At 75.6% G+C, this 6,537-nt stretch carries 9 protein-coding genes; 2 read left to right on the top strand and 7 right to left on the bottom strand.

Annotation, left to right across the window (positions count from 1 at the left end; genetic code table 11):
• Positions 1–154: 154 nt before the first annotated feature.
• The 5 genes from ACZ4UX_RS16115 to ACZ4UX_RS16095 all read right to left on the bottom strand — a co-directional run bounded on the left by ACZ4UX_RS16115 (position 155) and on the right by ACZ4UX_RS16095 (position 4,376).
• The gene (locus tag ACZ4UX_RS16115; RefSeq protein WP_465707099.1) at positions 155–637 is read right to left on the bottom strand and encodes a hypothetical protein; all 483 of its coding nucleotides are present in this window, start codon (positions 635–637) and stop codon (positions 155–157) included.
• A gap of 228 nt (positions 638–865) precedes the next feature.
• Positions 866–1,762 carry an alkaline phosphatase family protein gene (locus ACZ4UX_RS16110; protein ID WP_465707098.1) on the bottom strand — a complete coding sequence of 299 codons (897 nt, stop codon included), beginning with the start codon at positions 1,760–1,762 and terminating at the stop codon, positions 866–868.
• Between the two features lie 177 nt (positions 1,763–1,939).
• On the bottom strand, positions 1,940–2,746 hold the full coding sequence (locus ACZ4UX_RS16105; RefSeq protein ID WP_465707097.1) for an ATP-grasp domain-containing protein: 807 nt from the start codon (positions 2,744–2,746) through the stop codon (positions 1,940–1,942).
• Complete coding sequence (locus ACZ4UX_RS16100) at positions 2,743–3,114, bottom strand: ADP-ribosylation/crystallin J1 (protein ID WP_329490464.1); 372 nt, start codon at positions 3,112–3,114, stop codon at positions 2,743–2,745. The genes ACZ4UX_RS16105 and ACZ4UX_RS16100 overlap by 4 nt, the downstream gene beginning before the upstream one ends.
• Before the next feature lie 83 nt (positions 3,115–3,197).
• On the bottom strand, positions 3,198–4,376 hold the full coding sequence (locus tag ACZ4UX_RS16095; protein ID WP_352287304.1) for an acyl-CoA dehydrogenase family protein: 1,179 nt from the start codon (positions 4,374–4,376) through the stop codon (positions 3,198–3,200).
• Positions 4,377–4,496: 120 nt separating this feature from the next.
• On the opposite strand from ACZ4UX_RS16095, the gene ACZ4UX_RS16090 reads away from it, so the two are divergent.
• Positions 4,497–5,033 carry a GNAT family N-acetyltransferase gene (locus ACZ4UX_RS16090; protein WP_465707096.1) on the top strand — a complete coding sequence of 179 codons (537 nt, stop codon included), beginning with the start codon at positions 4,497–4,499 and terminating at the stop codon, positions 5,031–5,033.
• Positions 5,034–5,125: 92 nt separating this feature from the next.
• Positions 5,126–5,446 (top strand): hypothetical protein, encoded by a 321-nt coding sequence (locus tag ACZ4UX_RS16085; protein WP_359804215.1) that lies wholly within the window; start codon positions 5,126–5,128, stop codon positions 5,444–5,446.
• A gap of 23 nt (positions 5,447–5,469) precedes the next feature.
• Here ACZ4UX_RS16085 and ACZ4UX_RS16080 read toward each other — a convergent pair whose 3' ends face one another.
• Positions 5,470–5,778 carry an AzlD domain-containing protein gene (locus tag ACZ4UX_RS16080; protein WP_465707095.1) on the bottom strand — a complete coding sequence of 103 codons (309 nt, stop codon included), beginning with the start codon at positions 5,776–5,778 and terminating at the stop codon, positions 5,470–5,472.
• Entirely contained in the window at positions 5,778–6,524 is a 747-nt protein-coding gene (locus ACZ4UX_RS16075; RefSeq protein ID WP_465707094.1) for an AzlC family ABC transporter permease, read from the bottom strand. Before ACZ4UX_RS16075 ends, ACZ4UX_RS16080 begins: the two co-directional genes overlap by 1 nt.
• Between the last annotated feature and the right edge of the window lie 13 nt (positions 6,525–6,537).

The following is a 6,537-nucleotide window of genomic DNA, read 5'->3' as shown; positions in this document are numbered from 1 at the left end:
TTTCGGTGTGGGGAACGGGGCGTGGGGTTTCTGGGGGGGGGGTGGTGGGTTTTCCTCGCTCCGTCCTACCCCGGGGGCCTGGGGGGGCGACACTTGGGGTGGGCCGCGCGCCCCACTCCCGCCCCCGGTGCCCGTCCGCCCGGTGCCCGGCTCCTCAGTGCTTGGTGGCCGACTGCGCGCGCAGGGCGGCCTGCACGGCGGCCCCGTCCTGCCAGGCGTAGAGCTGGTTGCCGGTCAGGGTGACGTTGTACTGCCCGCACGAGCCGGTGATCTTCGAGGAGACGCCCTGCGGGAACCAGCCGGCCTTCAGCGCGGCCGGCACCGGGTGGACGGCCCTGCCCGGCTGGGCGGTGACGCAGCCGGCCGGCAGCCGCCCGTCGGGCAGGGTGGCGCGCAGCAGGCGGTCGTCGCCGGTGGTCGACATCAGGTACTGGACGGTGGAGGCGTTGTCGGGCAGCCAGGACGGTACCGACTGCCGGTCGGCCTTGGCCGCGCTGCCGGTGCTGTAGCTGGCCTGCTCCTGGTGGCGGCCGTCGTACCAGTCGGAGACCCGCGGGCCGACCGCCACGGTGGCGACGGCGACGGCCATGCCCGTGCCTGCGACTCCGAGCGCGACCTTGCTCACGATGCCGTTCATGCCCGCCCTGCCCTCTCCCTGTTCGGTCCCGTACCCGGGGCCCGGCGCTCCGCGTCGGTGCCCGGTCCACCGGGGTGTCTCCATCCTGACCCGCCGTGGGCTGCCGTGGCGTCACCACCAGGTCGCGACCGTCCCTCCGACCTTGGGGGTACCGTCTCCACCTTCAGGGGTACACGCGGCGCCGCCGTCTCGGGGTTCACCCCCGACAGGGCGGTGCGGGCGGGCCGTTCAGGGGGCCGCCGGGGGGCGGCTCCCCGCCGGCGCGGGCACGGCGACCGGGAACGGCCGGCCGTCCAGAGTCCAGTGCGGGTCGATCGGCCGGCCGAGGGAGGCGTACACCTGGGCGGCGACGTCCGGGTGCCGGATCTCCCCGGTGGGCGGGGCGGCGGGGATGCCGGGGCCGGCGCAGGCGACCCAGGCGGTGCGCTCCTCGGGGGTGCGGCCGCCGTGCCCGCCGGCGTCGACGTGGCCGTGGTCGGTGACGACGATGACCGTCCAGGCCTCCTCGGCGTGGCCGGGCCGGCCGCGCACCGCGTCGAGCAGCCGGCCGAGACGTCCGTCGGCGGTGCGCATCGAGGCCCGGTACTCCGCGCCGCAGCCGAGGAAGTGGGCGGTCTCGTCGACGGCGCCGAGGTAGACGAAGGAGGCCTCCGGGTCGGCGGTCGTCAGGACGTGCACGGCCTCCCGGGTGACCTCCTCGTCGACGGCCTCCCAGGCCTCGGGGGTGTCCTCGGCGGGGGCGACGTAGGAGAGCCGGCCGGGGGCGCGGAACAGCGGGCCGCCGGCCTCGTTGATCATCAGCGGGTCCCAGCCCGCGGCCACGAAGGTGCGGCGGCGGTCGCCGCGGGCGAGGCGGGTGGCGAAGTCGGGGAAGACGTCGAGCCGGTTGCCGCCCAGGTGGTTGCCCCAGACGCCGTGCTTGGCGGGCTCGACCCCGGTGACGATGGTGGCCCAGCAGGGGCCGGACATGGTGGGCGTGGACTCCGCCACCGTGACGGGTACCAGGAAGCCGGCCGAGGCCACCTCCGCCAGCCGGGGCATCGGGACCTCGTCCAGCAGGTCGTACCGGACGCCGTCGATCCCGACGACGAGGACCCGGGGCCGGGGCGGCGGAGCTGTGGGCATGCGGGGGCTTCCTCTCACGGTGCGTCCCGGTGGCGCGCGCGGGCGCCACCGGTCGCGTCATGCTGCACGGCCCGCCGGACCCGCCGGTGTCCCTCGGGGGAACGCCGGGTGTCCGCACCGTGGCGGGCCGCCCCTGCCGGGCGGCGGGGACCGGACCGCGGGACCGGACCGCGGGCCTCAGTCCGGCCCGGCGCTCGCCCGGACGAACCGCCGGTCGGCGGGCCGCAGCGCCGCGACCGGTCCGGCCGCCCGCAGCACCACGTCCAGCATCCGGGCCGGGTCGGCCGCGTAGGAGTGCGCGAACCACGGCATGTTCGCCTCGACGACGGCCCAGCGCTCGGCCGGGTCGTACGGGTCGAGCAGCGGGCCGACGTCCAGCGCCACCGCGCTGGGCAGGCCGTCCCCGGCAACGGCCAGCAGGCGGTGGGCGAAGCCGACGGCCTCCTCGGGCACCGGCCCCGGGTCCAGCCGGCCGAAGCGGGCGTAGCGGCTGCCGGCGACCACCTCGCCGTCCAGGACGAAGAGCCGGTACTCGGACCCGAACGTCACCGGGTCGCTGACCAGGACGGGCGTGTCCGGTCCGATCCGCTCGCCGTGCCGGGGCAGCCGGGAGCCGTCGGCGTAGACGGCCGGCGGGAGGGACTTGTCGGCGGGCGGCTTCACGAAGGCCGGGCCGCGCAGCGTCCAGGCCTCGGCGAGGGTGGTCAGCTCGATCCGCCGGCCGGTGAACTCCTCGGGCAGCCGGGCCAGCCAGTCGTCCGCCGGTTCCAGCAGGGCGAGGCCGAGCCGGTCGGCGATCCGGGCGCCGGCGAGCGGGCCGCCGAACCAGTGGACCGGGCACCCGGCGAGCCGGTCGAGGACGTCGGGACCGGTGAGCCGGACGGACGGCAGGCCGCGCGCGGCGGCGGCCTCGGCGAGCAGGACGGTCGTCCCGGTCTGCCGGGCCGGGGTGAGCAGCACGGGCGCGCCCGGTACGGCCGTCACGGCCGCGGCCGGAACTCGTGGACGACCTCGATGCGGCCGACGATGTGCCGGTTGAACTCCGCCAGCTCGTCGGCGGGCACCCAGAGTTCGAGGATGGTCCGGCCGCCGGCCTGCCGGACGGGGTAGCGGGCCAGGAAGGCGGTGTCGACCTCGAAGCGGGTGACGTAGCCGACGCCGGACGCGGGCACGTTCCAGTCCCGGGCGATCCGGATCGCGTAGTCCTCGTTCAGCACCGGGTAGAAGATCGGCTGGTCCGGCAGCCGGGGCGGCCAGGCCCGCCGGTCCGCCGCCTCGACCAGGGCCAGCTCCTCGGGGCCGGTGGGCCGCCAGAGGGTGGTGGTCGCGGGGGTGCGGGTCGGTCCGTTCATGGGAGCCGACGGTAGCCGGGCCGCCGCCGGCCCGGCCACCGGTTTCCGGGCGGCGGGCCGGGGCGGCGGCCCCTGGGCGGCCGTCAGCGGTACGCCGACTCCCCGGTGATGGCCTCGCCGAGGACCAGGGTGTGGATCTCGCTCGTCCCCTCGTAGGTGAGCACCGACTCCAGGTTGTTGGCGTGCCGCAGCACCGGGTACTCGGTGGTGATGCCGTTGGCGCCGAGGACCGTCCGGGCGCTGCGGGCGATCTCCAGCGCGGCGCGCACGTTGTTGAGCTTGCCGAAGCTGATGTGCGCCGGGCGGGCGGCCCCCTCGTCCTTGAGCCGGCCGATCCGCAGGGCGACCAGGTACGCCTTCTCCACCTCCAGCATCATCTCGACCAGCTTCTGCTGGGTGAGCTGGAAGCCGGCGATCGGGCGCTCGAACTGCACCCGGCTCCCGGCGTAGTCGAGGGCGGTGGTGTAGCAGTCGCGGGCGGCGCCGACGGTGCCCCAGAGGATCCCGTAGCGGGCCTCGCCCAGCGAGGAGAGCGGCCCGCGCAGTCCGGTGACGCCGGGCAGCACGGCGTCGGCGGGCAGCACGACCTCGTCGAAGACCAGCTCGCTGGTGACCGAGGCGCGCAGCGACAGCTTGCCGTGCACGTCGGTGGCGGTGAACCCGGGGGTGCCGGGCTCGACCAGGAAGCCCCGGACGCCGTCCTCGGTCTGCGCCCAGACCACCGCGACGTCCGAGACGCTGCCGTTGGTGATCCACATCTTGGAGCCGGAGAGCACCCAGTCGCCGCCCCTGCGGCGGGCCCGGGTGCGCATGTTGGCCGGGTCGGAGCCGAAGTCCGGTTCGGTGAGGCCGAAGCAGCCGATGAGTTCGCCGGCGGCCATGCCCGGCAGCCAGCGCCGCTTCTGCTCCTCGGAGCCGTAGGCGTGGATCGAGCGCATCGCGAGCGAGCCCTGGACGGAGACGAAGCTGCGCAGGCCGGAGTCGGCGGCCTCCAGCTCCATGCAGGCGACCCCGTAGGCGACGGCCGTGGAGCCGGTGCAGCCGTAGCCGTCGAGGTGCATGCCGAGCACGCCGAGGGCGCCCAGTTCGGGGGCGAGTTCGCGGGCCGGGAAGACCCCGCGCTCGAACCAGTCGCCGATGTGCGGGCGGATCCGCTCGTCGGCGAACTTCCGCACAGTGTCGCGGATCAGCCGCTCCTCGTCGGTCAGCAGGTCACCGACGGCGAGCAGGTCGGCCGGGTCGATCCGGGTCGGCTTCGCCATGGCAGCTCCTTGTAGTCTCGGCGGGCACCGGGCCGGGCCGGAGAAGGGGTGTCGGCCGCGGCGGGTACCGGCGAGTATTCCGTACGGAGCGGGCCTCCGGACGAGGGCGAGGGAGTGAGCATGTACACAATTGAACGGCTGACGGCGGACGCGCTGCTCGACTCGGCGGAGCAGCTGGCCGCACTGCTGGCGGACACCGTCGCGGACGGCTCCTCGCTGGGCTTCCTCGCTCCGCTCGACCCCGCCGAGGCGACCGCCTGGTGGCGGGCGCTGGCTCCCGAGGTCGAGGCCGGGCGACTGCTGCTCTGGGTGGCCCACGCCGACGCGGACGGCCGGATCGCCGGGACGGTCCAGCTGCGGCCGGCGGTCACCGCCAACGGCCGGCACCGCGGCGAGGTCGCCAAGTTGATGGTCCGCCGGGCGGACCGGGGGCAGCGGCTGGCCGGGCGGCTGCTGGCGGCGCTGGAGGCGGCGGGCACCGGGCACGGCCTGCGGCTGCTGGTGCTGGACACCGAGACGGGCAGCCCCGCCGAGCGGATGTACGGGGCGGCGGGCTGGACCAGGGTGGGGACCATTCCCGGCTACGCGACCGACCCGGCGGGTGAACTCCATCCGACCACCGTCTTCTTCAAGGCCCTCCCGGCCGCCGCCACCTGACGGGTCGTCCCCGTCCGGCGGCCTCCTCCGACCGCCACCCCTAGGATGATCGTTTCAGCGGGGCGGACGGGAATCCGAACGAGGGGTGGGGCATGACGCGCTGGGCACTGGTCGTCCAGGAGACCGAAGGGGTCGGCAACGACCGGATCTGGGGCACCAAGGTGCTGGCCGAGATCGAGGGCAGCCGCGAGGAGGCGCTCGCCGAACTCCGGCGGCTCGTCCCGTCGTACACCCCGCAGCACCCGTTCAACAGCCGCCGGCGCACCCTGCTCCGGGACGGTGACACCTATCTGCTGATCTCCCAGGGCAGCATGCGGGACTACCACTGCGTGTTCCGGGTGTGGGAGCTGCTCTGGGACAGCGAGCGGCCCGAGATCCAGCAGGAGCGCCTGGGCAACGCCGCGCAGGGCTGAGCCGGCCGGTCCGGACGCCCGTCTCAGGCGACTCCGCAGAGCCGCAGCAGCGCGGTGGTCGCGGCCCCCGCCACCACGACGAGCGGGAACGGCGCACGGCGCAGCGCGAGCAGCCCGGCCACCAGGACACCGGACGGCCGGGCCCAGCCGGCGAAGCCGTGGCCCTGGGTGAGGGCGCCGGTGGCGACCAGCGCGACCAGCAGGACGGCGGCGGCCACCGCGAGCAGGTGGCGCAGCCGGTCGGAGAGGATGAAGCGGTCGCCGAGAGCCGGGCCGGCGAGGCGGAACGCGTAGGTGCCGGCGGCGAGCAGGAGGACGGCGAGCAGTGACATCAGTGGACTCCCTCGGCGGCGGGTGCGGGGCGCGGCGCGGCGGGGCCCTGGGCAGCCGGCTGCGGAGCGTTCGGCCGGCCGGACCCCGGCCCGGCGAACAGCAGGCCGAGCAGGGCCAGCAGCACGGGCAGGCCGGCCGGCAGGTACGGGGTGGCGGCGACCGCGAGCACGGCTCCGGCCAGCGCGGCGGCCCGGGTCCGCCGGTCGGTGAGCGAGGGCAGCACCAGGGCGAGCAGGACGGCCGGGAAGGCGGCGTCGAGGCCGAGGGCGTCGGTGTCGCCGATGAGGCCGCCGGCCAGCGCGCCGACCACCACGGAGGCGTTCCAGACCACGAACAGCGCCACGCCGCAGACCCAGAACGCGGCGCGGCGCCGGCGCCGGTCGGACTGGAGCAGGGCGAAGGCCGCCGACTCGTCGGTGAGCAGCTGGGCGCCGAGCAGCCGCCGCCACCACGGGCCGTCGAGCACGTCGGAGACGGTGAAGCCGAAGGGCAGCAGTCGGGCGTTGAGCACCAGGCCGGTGGCGACGGCGGCGAGCGCGCCGCCGCCGGAGAGCACGACGCCGACGGCGGCGAACTGGGCACCGCCGGCGAAGACGAACACCGACATGGCGATCGGCAGCCAGAGCGGCAGGCCGCCGGAGACACTGATGGCACCGAAGGAGGCGCCGACCAGGGCGTCGGCGACGCAGACCAGGGCGATGTCCCGCAGCGTGGCACGGTCAAGTGTTCGGAGGAGCGAACGCATGTCCAGTAGAGTG

This window comes from Kitasatospora sp. NPDC028961 (genome assembly GCF_055564815.1).
Note: the sequence above shows the minus strand (reverse complement) of the source record. Positions and strands in the feature narration are given on the sequence as shown.